Here is a 20,075-nt window from a genome sequence, read left to right as displayed (position 1 = left end):
GATAATTGGTAATAAAGAAGGTTCATCGGAGATTAGTACAATGGGCTTAAATGTCCATCATGAACTGGACAAGATTCCCATCTGAGCCTAATTCCAGTTTTTTTCGCAGGCGATAGCGCTTTATTTCTACACCCCGAATCGAGATTCCTAAAACAGGAGCCATTTCTTTGGTCGAGAGGTTCATACGAAGACATGCCGCAAGGCGAAGTTCGGAAGGGGAAATGGTGGGAGCGATCTGCCGGAGGCGTTTGAAGAATTGCTCATGGACTTCGTCGAAGTTTTGCTCAAAAAGCATCCAATCATCCTTTCCGGCGACATTTCGCTCAATGCTGTTCAATAATTTCTGATAGTGAATGTTAGGCAGCTGCTGGCCCATCTCGGCTTTTACCTGTTTTAATTCATCCCGGATCTCTTCCAGGATTTCATTTTTTCGCACAACATTAATGGCAATGTTGCTGAGTTGCTGGCTTTTACCCTGAATATCACTTTGCAATTTCTCATTCTGGATTTGCATAATCTGCCTTTCACTGGCGAGGCGTTGCTGGCGCAGTTTTTCCTCCTGTTCCTGCATTAGCCTGTTCCTATGCCTGCGCAGGCGTTTTTCCTGGTAAAAGATCAGCCCTACAAACACAAGGCCTATCAATGCAATGAAAATGATTTTGGCAATAACTGTCTCCCGCCAGTAAGGCTGAACACTGAACTGATATGCCGTTATACGATCATTCAAGCTGCTTTTAACTTCAAAAATGTATCTCGTCGATTCGAGGTTCGTAAACTCCACAAAATTCTGGTCCGTCCATTCCGACCATTGATCCGAAAGTCCCCGAAGCCTGTATTTATATTGTGTGCTCTGCCCATAAACCGGCAATGCGAAGTTGATCCGCAACGACCGCACATTTGACGGGAGCGCCGGTTTTCCGGTTATACTGAATGATTGCGACAAATTCCTGAGGTTAGCAACTTTTCTGACAATGGGCGAAGCTGCCGGTTCAATGTTTTTTGCGCCGGACGATCGGTTATAAAGCGCATATCCGTTATCCAGGCAGAAAAAATAGTAATCTTCGGACACGGGAATGATGGTTTCGCTGTTCCTGATGAGCGCCAGCGGCAGGTTATGGACTTGGTTATCCGAAGCGTAATAGGTAATTCTGTTTATAAAAACTTTGAACCAGTCACCATTCACGCCTGTCCGGACTTTGAATGCTTCATCTTCATTATTTTGGGCAAAATCCGGGGAGACTTGCAGTTTGTTGTTCGCATCCGGTTCGAGAAAAACGGAGCCCGAGCGAACATATAAGCGCTTTTTCCATTGCAAAATTTCAACAGCAAATTCACCAGGCAAGTCTGCTGGCGCACTGAATTCTTTCCATTGATAGGCGGAGTCCAGGGCAGGGGTGAGTTTGGCCATAAATAAGCCTTTATATGCATGTCCGAGCCAAAAAGCGCCTTTTTGATCCTGAACGATCTGCTTCACCGGGATCGGTGGGATGCCTTTTACTGGATAAGCATAGGCCCATTGCCGATTGTTATTCTTTTTGTAAACGTGCAATCCATTATAAGAACCTTGTAATAAAAGCGATTCATTTCCGGATTGAATGGGCAGCATTACCCAGCCGCCGGTAATGTTGGATAGCTTGGTAATGCCATTTTCGTCGATCCGGTAAGTGGCATCATTATGTCCGCAAAGGAGCTGATCATCAAAAACTTGCAGGTTCCAGGTCTGACCTTCCAGGCCGGGAACAGGTTGAAACGGATCATTGGAAAGCCATTTTTTTACAAATACACCTTTGTTAGAACCAACATACAATTTGCCCCGCCAGATCGCAGCGGCATATGTGGACCCGAGCGGATTATCATTGGTCTGATATGAAATGACGGGTGACGACATTTTGATCATATCAATTCCCTGGTCAAGCCCGATCCATAGCTGATTGCGACGATCCTCGGTGAGCGCCAGAACCGTATTATTTTGAAGCCCGGTTTCTTTGTTGAAATGATATTTCAGCTTCCCGGTTTTTTCAATCACATAAACCCCCGACTGAATTGTGCCGAAAACAAGGCTGCTGTCCTGCCTGAGCATGACTGCCCTATTGATAATGTTCGTTTTGAGCTCTTCCGAAAGCGGGATTTTCCATGGATTCAGCACGCCATCTTTCCATAAAAACAAACCGTGTTTGAATGTGGTGATCAGGATCTGACCATTGGAAAAAGGCAAAATGGCCGAAACTATGACCGCCGAAAGCGGTTCTGTGCCTGCTAACCTCTCAAATTTCTTCCCTTTCAACTCATAAATTCCTTTGCCTATTGTGGGCAGGAAAAGCCGGTTTTGCACGAATCTTAAAAACATAAAGTTACCCGGCGTGCTTAATTCCGTAATATTCTGCCCATCATAGCGATAGATCCTGGAAAAGGACTGGAAGTAAATGTGTGTAGGCGTTTTGGTAATGTGCCAGATTTCCTCGGTTTTCAGGCTGGCGAAGTTCGCGCGCTTGCTGAGGGAATGATATCTGAGCTGGCCATCAAATTCTTTTTTCCAATAGCCAAACTCCGAAAAGCCGCCGACATAGATCCGTTGCTCTTTGGGACTATTTTGTTTGAAATCTTTGCCCATAAGCGTGTTCGGAACGGTTTCATCGCAGAGTACGGTTCTTACTATTTGCCTGTCGGGCAGGGGATAAAGCTTCCACGCGGCTCCGTCGTATTCCATAAGGCCATCCGAATTGGCCGCATAAATGATCTGATCGGAAGTCTGGTCAATGGCCCAATTCTGATTATGCGCCTTGTAAATTGCCGACGAATAATTGATCAGCGGAGGGGTTTCCTGTGCCTTTGCGGCGAATATGATTACAAAAAAAAGGAGTAAAGCTGTCCATAATGCAGCCTTATGATTTTTAGTTAAATATAAAAATGGGTAGTGTGTCATCTTTTTAACGTGCTATTCGCTATTGGAAACTATAACGTCAATTAATGAAAAAAGTACTCTCTCTCATCTTGCTCAGCGCTTCCGTAACCATGGCGCAAGTGAAGCCATCCGACGACAATATTAGGAACGATATCCGCTACAATCTTAACGATTCCGGCTCACATTATGTCAAATTCACTTTTACCAACCAAACCTGGCTCCGGTTCGATGAAAGCAATCCCGGAACGACTGTTTTAGGCGATGCCAAGTCCAATACTTTTGACATTGGCCTGCGCCGGACGCGTGTGCAGCTGTTTGGCCAGATTACCGATAGGATCTTCTTCTACACGCAATTTGGAATGAACAATTTTAATAAGGTTAGCGCATTCCCTTCCTATAACAATGCCGGAACGCCCAGTAACCGCAAAATCGCTGCTTTTTTTCATGATGCTTTGGGAGAATATGAAGTGCAGCGAAAAGGGACCAACTTTATCGGTTTCGGGGGCGGGCTGACCGTTGTTAACGGTCTTTCCCGCTTTTCCCAGCCAAGCATCGGGACCATTATGACGATGGACGTCCCTGTTTTCGCACAGGCAACGGTCGATCAGACTGACCAGTTTTCGAGGAAATTAAGTGTTTACAGCCGTGGTCAGATTGGTAAATTCAATTACCGCGTCGATGTTGCGGATCCTTTCCCAGTCGAAACCAACGGATCCGTTCCGCCAGCACCGGGCTTGAATTCCGTTTTTGCCCAGCGTAAGAACCACAAGCAGTTCCAGGGTTTATTGATTTACAACATTTTCGACACAGAAGACAATACCACGCCGGGTTATATGACCGGAACCTATCTCGGCAAGCGCAAAGTCCTGAACATTGAAGCGGGCATTATCTCTCAAAAAAATGCGACCTGGCGCAGGGAGAATGCGGATACGGTTTACAATAATATGACGCTATGGTCTGTGGCGGCATTCATGGACATGCCTTTGGATAAAGATAAGGGAACAGCCGTTTCGGCTTACCTGGGCTATTTCAGTACGGATTATGGAAAAGGTTACCTGCGTTATAACGGAATCATGAACCCAGCGACGGGCACTACGCAACCGATCCCGGGCGTCGGCGCTACGCACGGCAATGCTTACCCGATGTTTGGGACAGGGAGCGTCGTGTATGCGCAGGCGGGTTATAAATTCAAGGACGGATTATTAGGGAGTCAGGGCACATTAATGCCTTATGTTTCCTTGCAACGTGCTGATTATGAACGTTTGCAGGATGCTTTGAATGTTTATAATGTGGGTGTAAACTGGCTGATCAAAGGACATACCGGCAAGATCTCACTCAATTACGAAAATCGGCCTGTCTACCAAGCCAGCACGTTGGCCAATGAGCTCACTGCGTACACGCGCCGAGGAACATTCGTGCTGCAATATCAGATTTCAATCTAATGAATTTTAAATAAAAAAATGTCATCAATGCAGAAACCCAATTCCCGCATTGATGACATCCCCAAAAAAATTACCCGTCATCTTAAGATGACGGAAATGTTTAAAAATAATTTTTAATTTTTTGGCATTATAAATTTAATGCGCCGTTCATGGATCTAACCGCTGCTTACCCGTCATCTTAAGATGACGGAAATGTTTAAAAATAATTTTTAATTTTTTGGCATTATAAATTTAATGCGCCGTTCATGGATCTAACCGCTTCGGCTGATTTCTCGAAAGCAGCTTTTTCTGAATCCGTTAATTCAAGCTGAATGATCTTTTCCCAGCCTTTTCTTCCCAATACAACCGGAACACCCATACAGATATCGTTCTGGCCATATTCGCCTTCCAGATAAACGCTGCATGGAACAATGCGTTTCTGGTCGCGCACGATGCTTTCAACCAAAAGTAATGTAGCCGCACCCGGTGCGTACCAGGCCGAAGTTCCGATCAGTTTGGTAAGCGTTGCGCCGCCGACCATTGTGTCTGCTGCTACTTTTTCCAGTTCGTCCGTAGACAGGAAATTGCTAACCGGAAGACCATTATAAGTAGCCAATCTTGTCAACGGGATCATCGTTGTATCACCATGACCACCGATCACCATTCCGTGGATATCCAGCGGCGAAGCATTCATGGCCAGTGCCAGATAAGTTTTGAAACGCGCGCTATCCAGCGCTCCGCCCATTCCGATCAGTTTTTCTTTTGCTATGCCCGATTCTTTCAGCGCCAGGTAAGTCATTGTATCCATTGGATTGGAAACAACGATAATGATCGCGTCAGGCGAATACTTAAGTATATTTTCAGTAACTCCTTTTACGATTCCTGCATTAATGCCAATCAATTCTTCACGTGTCATACCGGGCTTACGCGGCAAGCCGGAAGTGATCACAACAACGTCGGAACCCTTGGTTTTTTCATAGTCGTTGGTTGAGCCCACAGGCTTGGTATTAAACCCCAGCAATGCTGCTGTCTGGTACATATCCAGCGATTTTCCTTCGCTTACGCCTTCTTTTATATCCAGTAGAACGACCTCCTCAGCCAACTCACGACGAATAATATTATCGGCAGTAGTTGCACCAACGGCGCCTGCTCCCACAACAGTAATCTTCATAAAGAAATATGGTTAATTGTATAGAAATTAATGCTTTTTAAATTTTCTCCTAAAAGTAGGACACATAATTTGTTTAAACCAAGCGGAATGTAATTTTTTGCCTGAAAAGTCTTGGGGTCAATCCGAAATGCAATTTTTTACGTATCTTAATAGTTATATCGGCATTATTAACCACTTTTTCTTGCTGTATACAATGAGCAACGAGTCAATGATATCTAGAATATTAAAGTCAATTTTTTTCAAAAAGGCAACCGGAAAGGCTGGCCGTTACGTGCAAAACTCAGCGCGGCTGTTTGAACTTGCGAAGGACGTAATGGGCAAAATGAATCAGGTTGGGTTCAAAGGCGGCCTGGCCGAAGTGGCCGGCAGTGTCCAGGTTTTGATCCGGATGGTACGAGCTTATGCTTCCGGAGAATATAAGGGCTTGCCATGGAAAAGTTTAATTTCAGTGGTTGCGGTGCTGATCTACTTTGTGTCACCCATTGACCTGATTCCTGACTTTCTGCCTGTAATCGGCATCGCAGACGACGTTGCATTGATCGCCTGGCTGATCAAGACATTGGGCAGTGATATTGCAAAATTCAGCCAGTGGGAAAAGAGTGAAAAAACGATTAACATAGGATAAAACAGAACCGTTTAGTAGTTTCTGTAGAAAAGAATTTTTATTTTTGTAAACATTAAAAAAGAAACAGACATGGAATCAGTAACCGTTTTGGCATTTATGGGATTAGGTGGACAAGAAATCTTTTTGGTTGCCTTGTTCGTTTTACTTTTCTTCGGTGCGAAGAAAATTCCTGAGTTGATGCGCGGTTTGGGGCAGGGTATCAATGAATTCAAGAACGCTACTAAAGACGTTAAGGAAAATATTGAAAAAAGCATGGAAGACCCCAAATAACGCTTCCATCTTATTGAAGTTATAACACAGAGCCTTTAAGGTATACTTATTGGCTCTGATTCTTTATTTACAACCCCACAAAGAAATTACATTGAAAGAGTATCTGACGCTGGCCGAGATTCAGGAAGATTTGCGTGGAGGCAATTTGACGTGCGTCGAGTTAGTGAGTCATTATTTGCAGAATATAGAGGCCAATCAACACCTGAATGCATTCGTTGATGTTTATGCCGACGAAGCCAGGGAAGCAGCCATTGCAGTTGATGAAAAATTGGCCAACGGAACAGCCGGAAGGCTGGCCGGAATGGTGATCGGACTTAAAGATGTACTTTCGCACAAAGGACACGGTTTACAAGCCGGCAGTCAAATCCTCAATACATACATTGCTCCTTATACGGCCACAGCGGTTCAGCGGCTGCTGGATGAAGATGCGATCGTGATTGGGCGGCAAAATTGCGATGAATTCGCCATGGGTTCGTCTAATGAAAATTCATCATTTGGGCCGGTTCTGAATGCTGCAGATAATACCAAAGTTCCGGGCGGATCTTCCGGTGGTTCGGCGGTGGCGGTGCAAGCCGGGTTATGTCATGCCTCTTTGGGAAGCGATACGGGTGGTTCTGTGCGGCAACCTGCGGCTTTTTGTGGCGTTGTGGGTGTAAAACCTTCGTATGGAAGGATTTCAAGATATGGTCTTATTGCTTACGCATCCTCTTTCGACTGCATTGGCCCGATTACCAAAAGCGTTGCAGATGCAGCATTGCTGATCGAGATCATGGCTGGTTCGGATAATTTCGACAGCACGGTTTCTAATAAGGATGTGCCTGCATATTCCAAAAGCCTGGAATGGTCGGGAAAGGCCAGGGTCGGTTATATTCGTGAAAGTGTTGAGAGCGAGGCAATTTCTTTGGAGATTCGCCAACAGACTTCGGATTTGCTTAACCGTTTGCGTGCGGAGGGACATGAGGTGACGCCGGTAGAAATTCCTTTGGTCGATTCGTTGCTTCCTACTTATTACATATTGACTACTGCTGAGGCCAGTTCCAATTTATCTCGCTTCGACGGTGTCCGTTATGGGCACAGAAGTGGGGAAGCGACGGATTTGGAAAGTTTATATAAAAAAACGCGTACGGAAGCTTTTGGGGCGGAGGTTAGGAGACGGATCTTGCTGGGGACTTTTGTTCTGAGCGCAAATTATTATGACGCATACTATACCAAAGCGCAACGCGTTAGAAGATTGGTGCAGGAAGAAACGAACAGATTCTTCGATCAGTTTGATTTCCTTATTTCACCGGTAACGCCTACCACCGCTTTTACGATCGGTGAAAAAACCGAAGATCCATTGCAAATGTATCTTGCAGATATTTTCACAGTGCAGGCCAATGTGGTGGGAAATCCGGCCGTTGCAATTCCAAATGGACAGGATGAAAACGGGATGCCTATTGGAATTCAGGTAATGGCTCCTTATTTTGGCGAGTTGAAAATGCTGGCTTTCGCCAATTATTTAACCGATTTGAACAAAAAAGCGGCAGTGATATCAGATATAAATCATTGAGGGTCAAATAAATGCATTCGCATTTTTTTTTACGCTCTTGCTTTTTGAGAAGTATTTGTATCTGTCTCCAAGTTGAATAGTAAATAATCGTGCCGGGATGACAGGCGATTTGAGATTTGTTGTTCCAAAGCGAAATTTTGTGAGTAAAGCGTAAAATGTATTAGAGATTATTCTAGTTCATCAGGCAGATTTTCAGGACGTTGAAAATCTTAACAAGGAAATTTTATTTGTAAGCTTTTGATTTACAAATAGTAGCCATTGAAAACCGGGAATTGATAACCTTCAAAAAACATTTATTGATGAGGATTTCGAAAAAAGTATTGTGGCTCGGAGCCATGTGTGTAGGATTTGGATATGCGCCGGCTATGGCAATAATTCCACAAGAGAAGTTAGCATTCGAGCAGGATACACTGGAGAAAATAGTAGCAGCAGAAGAAATGGCGATCCCCGCCTTGCCCGCTGTTGAAGAATTTGGGAATACACCGGCGATTCCGGAAGAACTGTTGAAAGAACGGTTTGCCAAGCTGGAAAAATCAATTCCCCTCACTTACCACAAAACTTCCCACGAGTTTGTAGAGTATTTCATTTATAAAAAGGCAGAATTCACTCAGACAATGATGGAGAAGATGCCGCTCTACTTCCCCATTTTTGAAAAGACATTAGCAAAATACGGTTTGCCGACAGAGCTCAAATATCTGTCCATGATTGAATCCGGCCTTAACCCCACTGTTATCTCTCACGCAAGAGCAGGCGGTTTGTGGCAGTTTATGCCTGCGACCGGCCGCGAATTTGGTCTATATCAGGATAAATACATTGACGAGCGCTTCGAGCCGGTAAAAGCAACTGAAGCGGCTTGCCGTTATTTGAAACAACTTTACAATATTTTTGGCGACTGGGAGCTAGCATTAGCTTCTTATAATACAGGCCCGGGCAATATCAAACGCGCCATGCGCCGCTCACGCGGAACTACTTTCTGGACCATTTACAACGTTCTTCCCCGCGAAACCCGCTCCTATGTTCCGCAATATGTGGCGATGAACTACATGATGAACTACGGTAACGACCACGGCATTTACCCGGCTCAAACCGAGTTCCAAATTCCGAACGACACCATTCACATCAACGGCTACATTGATTTGCTGGCATTCTGCAAAAACAGCAACATTAATTTTGACGACATTAAGAAACTAAACCCGCAGATCACCAAAACATCATTACCAGATCAGACCAGGGATTTCGTACTTAAAGTGCCGAGTATGCAATACACTTACCTGGTTAGTAACCGGAATTCCATTATGGATTCCTGCACGCGCAGGCTGCTTTTGCAACCGAATGTGATGGTGGCAAAGCTGGATAGTGCTGCGTTGGATTCAATGGGCAAAAATCCTGCATTCCCGTATGCCACAATGGTCAGCCAGGAATCTACGTCTGAATATGATGAAGATCAGGACGAGGAACGTGACGAAATAGTTTTACAAAAGACACGTACAAAAAGAGCTACACATACCGTTAGAAGAGGAGAGAATTTAAATTCGATCTCAAAAAAATATCGCGTTTCGGTTTCTGAAATGAAAAGGTGGAATCATTTGCGCCGCAACAACATTGCTAGGGGTCAGCGATTGGTGATTCTGAAAGAAGTTAAGGAACCTGTTCGTGCTGCGAGAGTTGCAGCCAGCTCAGCTCCGGCTGTTAAAAAAGAAATCGTTCGCAATGACAGGCATACTAAAAAGCGCTATCACACAGTTCAAAAGGGAGATACGCTTTGGATCATTTCTCAACGTTACGGCTTGGAAATAGGACAATTGAAAAAGAAAAACAGGATCAGAGGAAATGCGATTAAACCAGGTCAAAAACTGATCATTTCCAGCTAGTGAACAAGCGTCATTTACACATACTATTTATATGATTGCCTACGTTAACGGAACTGTAGTCTACAAAGATCCGGCTTATGCCATTATTGATGTAAACGGAATTGGCTATGAAGTTCGGATTTCATTACAAACCTATACTTCACTGCCTGAACTGGGCGAGCGTTGCAAGCTTGTAACGTACCTGAATATACGGGAGGATGCCCACATACTATATGGGTTTTGGGGAAATGATGAAAAAAAGCTTTTCCTGGACCTGATAGGCATTTCAGGGGTGGGGCCATCAACGGCCCTGGTTATGTTATCGTCGCTTTCTTCATCGGAAATACGACAAGGAATAATAGATGAAGACCTGCGATTGATCCAGTCGATTAAAGGCATCGGGTCCAAAACTGCTCAACGCGTAATACTTGAACTAAGGGATAAAATTCGCAAGGAAGATATGGTGTCTACCGGTCCAAGGACCATAGACAATCCTTCCGGCACTGTGAAAAGTGAGGCACTTGCTGCACTGGTTACATTGGGAATTCCCAAAGCCACCGCAGAAAAAAGCCTTGACGCCATCATCAAGCGTGAAGGTCAGGCGATCACCGTTGAGAATCTTATAAAACTGGCACTTCGATAACCGAACTGTAATGATATTTGGTAAAAAAATTTACGATAGTAAAGTCGTTTTGATGGATTTGATTGTAGCTGCAACCTTCTCTAAATAAGTATAATACCTTGTCATCAACGATTTACTCCTTTCTTTTTAAGGCGATAACCATATCAACAGGCGCTGTTCTGTTAGCCAGCGTATCCGTTGATATGAATGAACCTTATTCCGAGCAGGCGCAGGACTGGGCAATTATTGCCGATACTGTAAGAGAAGATACTTCCAAAAAGAAAATAGACAGGTCTGGCAGTCAGCTAATTATGCGTTGGAAAGATTTTTATTCCAATCGCGTCGCTGAACCAAGACCGCGTTCTCCATTCTATCTCCGCGATCCGGCCAATGTCTCCATTCAGCTGGACAGCGCGGGTAAGGTTGCCGTTTCCGAAAGCATTCAAACCCCGACCGGTAACTTTAATTATCGGGCCCCGGAAAGAATGGATCTTTCCACATACGACAAAATTCAGGAGGATCGCGCATTCAAAAGTTTACTGCGCGAATATGCTGGCAGGCAGGATGGAAAAAGCGCCATGGGTTCGAGAGGACTTTTGCCTAAACTGGACATTCCGCCGGGTCTATCCAAGCTACTGGGGGATGATTTTATCAATTTTAAACCCACCGGTTTTGTCTCGCTAGATCTGGGCTTAATGCACCAGTTCCTGGATAACCCTGCCATTCCGATCAGGCAAAGAAGAAATACGCAATTCATTTTCAATGAGCAGATTAGCATCAACTTTGATGCAAGGCTGGGTGATCAGCTTGGTTTCCAAACCAACTTTGATACTAAAGCTAATTTCAACTTCGAGAATGCGATCAAACTGAATTATAAGAATCCGGAAGAGAGCTTTATCCGCAAGATTGAAGCTGGTAACATTAACTGGGCGATTAATAGTCAGTTGATCCCCGGTGTTCAAAATCTTTTTGGTTTAAAAACAGATCTTCAATTTGGCAGGTTAAGCGCCACGGTTGTGGCTTCGCAGCAGAAATCGAGTAAGGAAAGAATTGTTTTGAGAGGCGGGGCACAAAGCCGGGATTTTGAGTTGCGTGCCGATACTTATGATGAAAATCGAAATTTCTTCCTGTCCCAATATTTCAGGAACATTTACGAAAGCTCGTTAAAAAACACACCGACCATTACATCGGGCGTAACCGTTACGCGTATGGAAGTGTATGTCACCAATCGCACAACCACAACGGAATCGCTCAGAAACGTGGTTGGTTTCGCCGATTTGGGCGAACCTGCTCCTTATAAGGCAGCTAACCCGAGCTTGCAACCGATCCGCGCCACCTCGCCAGCTGATAATGCGGCGAATGGTCTATACAAGACATTGACAACCAATGAATCTTTTCGTCAGGTTGATAATACAAACAGCGCGATCACCAGCCTGGGACTGGAAAAAGCAGTGGACTATGAATTACTCAGAGGAGCAAAAAGGCTGATCGCTGATCGCGACTATACATTTCACCCACAGCTCGGATACATTTCTTTGACCAACACCTTACGAAACGATGAAGTGCTGGCCGTTTCCTACGAATACACATTGAACGGAAGGGCATTCAAAGTGGGTGAGCTTACCGAAGATTATCAGGCTCGAAGGGATAATGAAGTTATCGCATTAAAACTTCTGAAATCATCGACCATCCGGAACAATACAAAGCTTCCGATGTGGAACCTGATGATGAAAAACATTTATTCACTGGGAACCAGCCAGATGGATAAGCAAGGTTTCCAACTCCGGATCATTTACAAAGATGACCAAACCGGAATCGACAACCCCAATTTGCAGGAAAGCAGCATTGCCAACATTCCGTTGATCCGCTTAATGGGCCTTGACAGGCTGAACCCGGTTAATGACCTGCAACCTGACGGTAACTTCGATTTTGTGGATGGGATTACGGTGGATAGTAAATCGGGGCGCATTATTTTCCCGGTTTTAGAGCCGTTTGGTAGCAATCTTTCCAGGAAATTTGGTGCGGGCGAAGAGCAATTCCGAAATAAATATGTGTTCGGAGAGCTGTATTCGACGACCATGATCGATGCGCAGCAAATTTCGGAGCGCAATAAATTCTTCATTAAGGGTTCATATCAATCGAGTGGCGGAGCGGAAGTTCAGCTTCCATTCGGTGTTTTGGAAACATCAGTTACCGTTACTTCGGGTGGTGTGCCGCTTTCACCAGGTTCCGATTACATTGTTGAAGCACAAATAGGCCGGGTCCGCATACTCAATAGCAGCGTAATGAACTCCGGCAGGGAGATCGTTATTGAATACGAACGGCCTGATATGTTCCAAAATCAGATCCGGTCCTTGCTGGGAACGCGCCTCGATTATGTGGTGAGCCGTGATATGAGCATTGGTGCCACGATTATGAAATACAGGGAGCGTCCTGCTGGTTTCTTAACTAGGGTTTCCATTGGGAATGAGCCCGTTAACAACACCATGCTTGGCTTTGATATCAATTTCAGAAAAGACGTGCCGTTCCTGACCAAATGGCTGGATGCATTGCCTTTGATTCAGACGAAAGAAATGTCGAGCATTCAGTTTAAAGGAGAATTTGCAAAAATTCTTCCCGGCGTTTCAAAAGATGTGAATAACCGTTCATTGGTTGATGATTTTGAAGCGACCAGAACTATTTACGACCTTTCAAGGCAACCGCAGAAGTGGCGGTTAGCAGGCGTTCCGCCGAAATTCAGACAGGGAACGGATGGCAAAACATTGGATTACGCTTACAAGCGTGCGAAAATCTCTGCTTATACAGTCGATAACATTTTCGGAGGAGCGCAAGGGCTGGGCGGCGGATACGACCCTCCGGGTAATCTTGATGATGAGGACCGTAATTACTATTATGAAAGACTTTATTTGCCAAACGAGATCTTCCCGCGACGTGCAATTGCCGGACTCGTTTCCTACCCGCAAAATGTCCTTGACATTGCTTATTACCCTAGCGAGCGCGGCATGTACAACTACAATGTTGACCTGCTGCCTAATGGCCGTTTGAAAAACCCGAGACAAAATTTCGGAGCGATCAGCAGGGCAATTACTTCGGATAATGACTTTGATAATGCCAACATTGAAAGCATCGAATTCTGGATGCTGGATCCTTTTATTAACAATGAACTGGGGAAAGTTCGCGATGGGAGCGGAGATGAAAAACCCAACACAACTGGTGGAAAACTCGTTTTCAATTTAGGTGATATTTCAGAGGACGTTATTCCTGACGAGCGTTACAACTTCGAAAACGGGCTTCCTATTGTGCCGAAGCAGGTTGGTGTAAATGTTGATTCCACGGCTTGGGGCTATGTAACGAAGTCGCAATATCTGATCAATGCATTCAGCAATGAATCCGGTGCGCGTGAGCGGCAGGATGTGGGTTTGGATGGGTTAAATAATGATGAAGAGCGTACTTTTTTCAAAAGATACATTGATCGCCTGCCAGCTAACCTGACGGCGCAAGCACGGGAGCAGATCCTGAATGACCCGTCTGGTGACGATTTCCAGTTTTTCCTGGGAGCCAGCCTGGACAGTGCGGGCCAGAAAGTGCTGCAACGTTATAAAAATTACATAGGCATGGAGAACAACTCTCCTGAAAGCCTGGGCCGGAATGCCGATGTGACGCCCGCTTCGACCAATATTCCTGACGGCGAGGATATGAACGTGGATAATACGATTAATGATAATGAGTCGTATTATGAATATGAACTGGACCTGAAACCGAATCAGCTGGCGGTTGGTAATGGTTATATTGTGGATAAAACGGTTAACACGGCAGATGGCCAGAGCTGGTATCTTTTCCGGGTTCCGATCAAGGAATTCTCCGGTGTTGTGGGCAATATGAACGGCTTTAAGTCGATCCGTTTTATGCGTATGTATCTGACTGATTTCCAACAACCTGTTGTGCTTCGTTTTGCACAGTTGCAAATGGTTGGTCAGCAATACAGAAAATATACATCCAACCTGGATGCGCCCGGTTTACAGGAAGTTCCTGAGCCTTATGATGCAAAGTTCACTGTCGGAACGGTGAGCATTGAGGAAAATGGGCAGGAACAAACAAACACGACAAATAAATACGTTTACGCGATCCCTCCCGACTGGAAGCGCGATCAGGATAACACACAGCGTCCGCCGCTTTTGTTGAATGAGCAGTCGATGAGCTTATGTGTAACAGACCTGCGGGATGGTGATTCACGAGCGGTTTTCAAGAATGTTAACCTGGACTTATTGTTCCGCAAAAGACTGCGTATGTATGTTCATATGCAGAATGAGCAGAGCGAAGATCGCATGGTGGGGGCGTTCATGCGGATTGGAACTGACCTTACGCAAAATTATTACGAAATTGACCTTTCCAGTCTGAAAGCAACATTGCCAGGTCAGGCTGTTGATCGTGAAGTTTGGCCGGAAGAGAATGAACTGAATATTGCTTTAGCAGATCTGATCGAAGCCAAAGCACAGCGCAACCGCCAGCTGGATAAAAACCTGAGCGTGCCTTACACGATCACAACAGCGGATGGCAGATACAAACTGACTGTTGTCGGTAACCCGGACCTAAGCTCGGTACGCGTCATGATGATCGGGATGCGTAACCCGAAATCCCAGGATGAACGCGCAAAAAGCTTTTGTATCTGGGTGGACGAAATGCACGTGGAAGGTTTTGACGATACGGGGGGCGTGGCGGCCATTGCACAGCTGAATGCGAAACTGGCAGATTTTGCAACATTAACTGCTTCCGGAAGACTGGAAACATTCGGTTTTGGAAGTGTGCAACAACGCATAGGAGAGCGTTCCCGTAATTTTACGACGGAATATGGCGTGTCTACAAATGTTGCTTTGGACAAACTGTTGCCCGCAAGCTGGGGTTTCAGCATTCCGCTTTTCCTGAGCTATGACCGGCGTAATGTAAAGCCGCATTTCAATCCGCTAGATCCGGATACGCCGCTGGAAACTTCGCTGGGAAATCTGCAATCGGATGAGGAACGGGATGGTTACCGGCGTATGGTGGAGGAAAATGCCGTCAAGCGAGGGATTAATTTTTCCAATGTCAGGAAGATCAAAACCAAGCCGGGAGCGAGAAATCATTTCTATGATTTTGAAAACTTCTCCTTTACATATGCATTCAGTGACGACAAGCGGAGGAACATTCTTACGCAGGAATATGCACAGCGCAACTACCGGGGCGGCATTTCTTACGTGTATAGCAGTCAGCCGAAGCCCTTTGAGCCATTCAAAAACTGGAAAGCAACGAGCAGGTGGGCCGACATTATCAAAGACGTAAACGTGACATTGCTGCCGAACATGGTTTCCGTCCGCACGGATGTAGACCGCCGGTTCCTGAAAACGCAGCTGCGAAATGCCGACCTGACCACAGACGGAATTCAGCCTCTGTATGAAAAATACTTCTGGTTCAACCGCTATTACGACCTGAGCTGGAACCTGACCCGGAATATGACATTGAGCTACAACGCAACGGCGAACTCGATCATTGATGAGCCTATGGGCGACATTAACTCTGCGGAGAAAAAAGACTCACTCTGGACCAATTTCAAGAAGCTGGGCAGGATGAAGAATTATGACCAGAAGATTGATCTTACTTACCGCTTGCCATTGGATAAAATTCCACTTGTAGACTGGATGACAGCCGATTACAAACATTCTGTCGCCTATCAATATCAGGCCAACGCATTTGGGCTAAAAGACACATTAGGCTTGCCGTTCGGAGACATTATCCGTAACAGCAAGGAGCGCGGAGTTACGGGTAAGGTGGATTTTGTGCTGCTTTACAACAAGCTGAGATATTTAAAATTTGCCAATACACCTTCGGCAGGACGCAAGAATTTTGCAAGAAGCCCGGGTGATATTGAGGAAATTGATATGCGGACGACGGACATTCTGAAAAGCGTGACGCGTGCCTTAATGACCGTTCGGGGGATTAATGTGAGTTATTCGATCCAGGAAACAACGGCGCTTCCGGGTTACCTGCGCGCACCAAGCTATTTTGGAATTGATAATACCAATGCGCCCGGATTGCCATTTGTCCTTGGGCAACAAGACCGGAATTTCCAGATTAAGGCGGCTGAAAAAGGCTGGATCACAAAAAGTGAGCAGCAGAATATGCCTTTCCAGCAAACTATCGCGAAGAATTTTTCTGCCAACACCACACTGGAACCGTTTAAGGATTTCAGGCTGATCATTGAAGCGCGGCTCACACGGCAGGATGCTTACCAGGAATTTTACCGGCCCGATGCATCCGGCGAGTTTGTATCGCAGAGTCCGTTGCGTAACGGGCAGTTCAGTATGTCGTTCTTATCTTTCCGCACGGCTTTTGCAAAAGCGCAGCGCGATAATTCGTCACCAGTTTTTGATAAATTTCGGGCATATCGGGCCATTTTGAGGGATCGTTTGAATGCGGAGAACCAAACCGGCGGGGAATATAATGAGACGTCTCAGGACGTTCTGATCTCGTCGTTCTTTGCGGCGTATACGGGCAAAGACCCGCAGACCGTGCGCACGAACCCGTTCCTGAAATTCCCTATGCCCAACTGGGATTTTAGCTACAATGGTCTTTCACAGCTGGCTGGCTTTAAGCGGCTTTTCAGCTCATTTACATTGCGCCATAAGTACATGTCGCAATACAGTGTTGGTAACTTTACTTCTTCACTGGATTATGAGGCACTTTACGTGAATCTGTCGGTAACCGGATATCCGTTGTCATCCAGGTTGAACGAGCTGGGACAATACATTCCGGTGTTTTCGATGAGCACGATCACATTGTCGGAGAAATTCCAGCCGCTGGTTGGGGTTGAATTCCGGACGCAGAGCAGGGTTACCGCGCGGATTGAATACAACCGCGACCGCACCATTGCATTGAACCTGTCCAACTCGCAGATGGCGGAACTCTTCAACCAGGATGTGACGGTGAACATTGGTTTTACCAAAAACAATGTGGCCATTCCGTTCAAAATTAATGGGGTGAAGAAGAAGCTGAAAAATGACATGACCATGCAGCTGGGCCTTACTTTCCGCGATACGAGATCGATCCAGCGGAAGTTTGACGGAGAGAACATTCCGATTGCGGGTAACATCAACTTCCAGCTTAGACCGACTGTTAATTACATGGTTAACAACCGTTTGAGCGTGCAGTTTTATTTCGACAGGACATTTAATGATCCTTTGGTTTCCAATTCCTTTTACCGTGCAAGCACGTCCGGCGGTGTGCAGTTGAAATTCAATTTGGCTGAATAACTTTTTGATTTGGAAAATACGACCGACATCCTGTAATTTGCGTTACTAAAGATGTTTACAACTTACCTGATTAAACCATGAATTTCCCGTCAGAACTTAAGTATACAGAGGATCACGAATGGATTCGTTTCGATGGCGATACAGCGACCATTGGCATTACGGACCATGCGCAGAATGAATTGGGTGACATTGTGTACGTCGATATCAACACGGTGGGAGATGCAGTGGGAAAAGGCGAGGTTTTTGGGTCGGTAGAAGCGGTTAAGACGGTTTCTGACTTGTTTATCCCCGTTGCCGGAACAGTGCTGGAAGTAAATGAAGAATTGGACGGCGAGCCCGAACTTGTGAATACAGATCCTTACGGTCGTGGCTGGATGGTGAAAATCAGTTTGACCAATCCCGATGATCAGGATGGTTTAATGTCCGCCGAAGAATACGAAAAGTTTATAGGTGCCTGATATTAAGGTTGAAGCTCCGTTTTGGAGCTTTTTTTTTGTTTTGAATACTCATATATGAAATTATTAATCCGTTCAGTTCAGATCATTGATAAAAAATCTCCGTTCAACGGCCAGATTAAGGACGTTCTGATTGAAGGCAAACACATTAAATCGATAGGGGATAACCTGGACGCAGATGGTGCGGAGGTGATAGAAGGCAATGGATTGTGCATGTCTGCAGGCTGGGTGGATATGCGTGTGGCTTCACGTGATCCCGGGTTTGAGCATAAAGAAGATCTTGTATCCGTTCGCGCTGCAGCGGCGCATGGCGGTTTTACGGAAATCGTTTTGCTGCCCAATACAGAGCCCGTCGTTCATAGCAAAGACACATTGAATTACATCCGCCAATCGGGCTCGGGCGGGCTGGTGAAATTGCATGTGGCCGCTTCGGTGACACGAAAAGCCGAAGGCGTGGATTTTACCGAAATGATCGATCTGCACGAAGCGGGCGCCATAGCGTTTACTGACGGCGAGCATCCGGTGCAGAATGCAGATTTGTTTTTGAAAACCATATTATATCTGCAACCGCTGAATGCGCTGCTGATGAACCGTCCCGAAGACAGGCAACTGACGCTTTACGGGCAAATGCACGAAGGCTTAACCAGCACATTAATCGGCATGAAAGGAATTCCTTCTTTGGCAGAAGAAATGATGCTGAACAGGGATTTGAAATTGCTGGAATACGCGCTCGAAAAGAGCATGTACAAAACGGATTCCCCTGCATTGCACGTTTCCCTGATTTCAACAAAAAGAGCCGTAGAACTGATCCGGGAAGCGAAAAAGAATGGTTTGCCCGTTTCCTGCGACATTGCTGCGCATCAGGTTGCATTTACAGACAGCGATCTCATCGACTTTGATACAAACTTAAAAGTAAACCCGCCATTCCGCTCTGCTGACGATGTGAAGGCCATTAAGGAAGCGCTTGCCGACGGAACGATCGACGCCATTGTTTCGGACCATAACCCGCATGATGAGGAGAGTAAAAACCTGGAATTTGATCATGCTGACTTTGGCATAACCGGCCTGGAAACGGCATTCTCCATTGCGTTAATGCACAGCGGATTGGGATTGGAGGACATTATTGAGAAGTTCACCTCAGGACCGCGGCATGTTTTAAGATTACAAAATCCTGCTTTGGAAGAAGGCGCATTAGCCAACCTTACTTTCTTTGAAAAGGACACAAACTGGACATTTAGTAAAAGCTTTTCGAAATCAAAAAACACACCATTTCTGGGACAAGAGCTGCGTGGAAAAGTGAGAGGCGTTGTCAATAACGGAAAACAGGAATGGTATCTATGAAAACGATCATCGAATATTTTAACAAACCCCTTTTAAAAGTCTCGCTGATCTTTGGGTTGATTACGGGCGTGCTTGTCTTTCTTTTCTTTCTGGGACTTTACTTCATGGACATTGTGCCATTCGGGAATAATAAGATCCTTGATTTTGGAATACACATTATACTCATTGCTGGCGCTTGCTGGTATTACCGGAAATATGTCGGCAACGGTTTTCTGCATTTGTGGGAAGCATTGACGATCGGTTATGTAGTGAACACGCTGGGCGCATTGATAGCGGGCTGGCTGATTTATTTTTTCGTGACCTATGTGGACCCATCCGTTTTTACCAATTATCTGGCCGAAATGAAGACATTAATGCTCGAAGGCAAAGCTGAGCTGGTTAAGAACATTGGTGAAGCTGAGTTTAACAAAATGTACAATGGTGTGGGAAGCATGCAGCGGTCGGAGATCATTATGGACGAGGTGAGCAAGAAAACCGTGATGGCGATCATTCCTATCCTCGTTATTTCGCTTATTTTCAGAAAGCAGGATTACGGTGTGTTTCATAATAAAGCTTAAATTTGATCACCAAGTATTTGCCTTACCTA

Annotated in this window: 12 protein-coding genes; 10 read left to right on the top strand and 2 right to left on the bottom strand. The window is 45.4% G+C overall.

The genetic code is table 11. The annotated features are described in order from the left end of the window. Positions 1 to 46: 46 nt before the first annotated feature. Positions 47 to 2,923: a triple tyrosine motif-containing protein gene (locus tag L0659_RS23990; protein WP_235129108.1), complete on the bottom strand. Its 2,877-nt coding sequence runs from the start codon at positions 2,921 to 2,923 to the stop codon at positions 47 to 49. A 44-nt stretch (positions 2,924 to 2,967) separates the two neighbouring features. Between L0659_RS23990 and L0659_RS23985 the strand changes: the two genes are divergently transcribed. Continuing rightward, positions 2,968 to 4,344 carry a hypothetical protein gene (locus L0659_RS23985; protein WP_235129107.1) on the top strand — a complete coding sequence of 459 codons (1,377 nt, stop codon included), beginning with the start codon at positions 2,968 to 2,970 and terminating at the stop codon, positions 4,342 to 4,344. Between the two features lie 223 nt (positions 4,345 to 4,567). Here L0659_RS23985 and mdh read toward each other — a convergent pair whose 3' ends face one another. Further along, positions 4,568 to 5,494: a malate dehydrogenase gene (gene mdh, locus L0659_RS23980; protein WP_234654808.1), complete on the bottom strand. Its 927-nt coding sequence runs from the start codon at positions 5,492 to 5,494 to the stop codon at positions 4,568 to 4,570. Positions 5,495 to 5,702: 208 nt separating this feature from the next. Here mdh and L0659_RS23975 point away from each other — a divergent pair, with 208 nt between their 5' ends. The 9 genes from L0659_RS23975 to L0659_RS23935 all read left to right on the top strand — a co-directional run bounded on the left by L0659_RS23975 (position 5,703) and on the right by L0659_RS23935 (position 20,046). Continuing rightward, positions 5,703 to 6,119: a YkvA family protein gene (locus L0659_RS23975; protein ID WP_235129106.1), complete on the top strand. Its 417-nt coding sequence runs from the start codon at positions 5,703 to 5,705 to the stop codon at positions 6,117 to 6,119. 69 nt (positions 6,120 to 6,188) lie between these two features. Beyond that, positions 6,189 to 6,389, top strand: a complete 201-nt coding sequence (locus L0659_RS23970) for a twin-arginine translocase TatA/TatE family subunit (protein ID WP_026631334.1) — start codon at positions 6,189 to 6,191, stop codon at positions 6,387 to 6,389. Positions 6,390 to 6,480: 91 nt separating this feature from the next. Next, a complete protein-coding gene (gene gatA / locus L0659_RS23965; protein WP_235129105.1) occupies positions 6,481 to 7,938 on the top strand; it encodes an Asp-tRNA(Asn)/Glu-tRNA(Gln) amidotransferase subunit GatA in 1,458 nt (485 codons plus the stop codon). Positions 7,939 to 8,237: 299 nt separating this feature from the next. Next, complete coding sequence (locus L0659_RS23960) at positions 8,238 to 9,809, top strand: lytic transglycosylase domain-containing protein (RefSeq protein ID WP_235129104.1); 1,572 nt, start codon at positions 8,238 to 8,240, stop codon at positions 9,807 to 9,809. 31 nt (positions 9,810 to 9,840) lie between these two features. After that, a complete protein-coding gene (gene ruvA / locus L0659_RS23955; protein WP_235129103.1) occupies positions 9,841 to 10,431 on the top strand; it encodes a Holliday junction branch migration protein RuvA in 591 nt (196 codons plus the stop codon). A 182-nt stretch (positions 10,432 to 10,613) separates the two neighbouring features. Next, on the top strand, positions 10,614 to 17,693 hold the full coding sequence (gene sprA / locus L0659_RS23950) for a cell surface protein SprA (RefSeq protein WP_409019412.1): 7,080 nt from the start codon (positions 10,614 to 10,616) through the stop codon (positions 17,691 to 17,693). A gap of 77 nt (positions 17,694 to 17,770) precedes the next feature. After that, positions 17,771 to 18,151: a glycine cleavage system protein GcvH gene (gcvH, locus tag L0659_RS23945; RefSeq protein WP_235129100.1), complete on the top strand. Its 381-nt coding sequence runs from the start codon at positions 17,771 to 17,773 to the stop codon at positions 18,149 to 18,151. A 54-nt stretch (positions 18,152 to 18,205) separates the two neighbouring features. Further along, entirely contained in the window at positions 18,206 to 19,489 is a 1,284-nt protein-coding gene (locus L0659_RS23940; protein WP_235129099.1) for a dihydroorotase family protein, read from the top strand. Then, positions 19,486 to 20,046 (top strand): DUF4199 domain-containing protein, encoded by a 561-nt coding sequence (locus tag L0659_RS23935; protein ID WP_235129098.1) that lies wholly within the window; start codon positions 19,486 to 19,488, stop codon positions 20,044 to 20,046. Before L0659_RS23940 ends, L0659_RS23935 begins: the two co-directional genes overlap by 4 nt. Positions 20,047 to 20,075: the final 29 nt, after the last annotated feature.

It is taken from the genome of Dyadobacter sp. CY347 (genome assembly GCF_021502655.1).
GTDB lineage: Bacteria > Bacteroidota > Bacteroidia > Cytophagales > Spirosomataceae > Dyadobacter.
Note: the sequence above shows the minus strand (reverse complement) of the source record. Positions and strands in the feature narration are given on the sequence as shown.